Annotated in this window: 1 rRNA gene; it reads left to right on the top strand. The window is 52.8% G+C overall.

What is annotated here, in order from left to right:
* Positions 1–14: 14 nt before the first annotated feature.
* A 16S ribosomal RNA gene (locus GTP58_RS30850) occupies positions 15–466 on the top strand; the annotation flags it as partial.

Here is a 466-nt window from a genome sequence, read left to right as displayed (position 1 = left end):
ATAAAACAGAGATTAAACTAAAGAGTTTGATCCTGGCTCAGATTGAACGCTGGCGGCATGCCTTACACATGCAAGTCGAACGGCAGCACGGAGCTTGCTCTGGTGGCGAGTGGCGAACGGGTGAGTAAAATATCGGAACGTACCCAGGAGTGGGGGATAACGTAGCGAAAGTTACGCTAATACCGCATACGTCCTAAGGGAGAAAGTGGGGGATCGCAAGACCTCATGCTCATGGAGCGGCCGATATCTGATTAGCTAGTTGGTGGGGTAAAGGCCTACCAAGGCAACGATCAGTAGCTGGTCTGAGAGGACGACCAGCCACACTGGAACTGAGACACGGTCCAGACTCCTACGGGAGGCAGCAGTGGGGAATTTTGGACAATGGGGGCAACCCTGATCCAGCAATGCCGCGTGAGTGAAGAAGGCCTTCGGGTTGTAAAGCTCTTTTGTCAGGGAAGAAAAGGGA

This window comes from Duganella sp. CY15W (assembly GCF_009857555.1).
Classification (GTDB): Bacteria; Pseudomonadota; Gammaproteobacteria; order Burkholderiales; family Burkholderiaceae_D; genus Rugamonas; species Rugamonas sacchari.
Note: the sequence above shows the minus strand (reverse complement) of the source record. Positions and strands in the feature narration are given on the sequence as shown.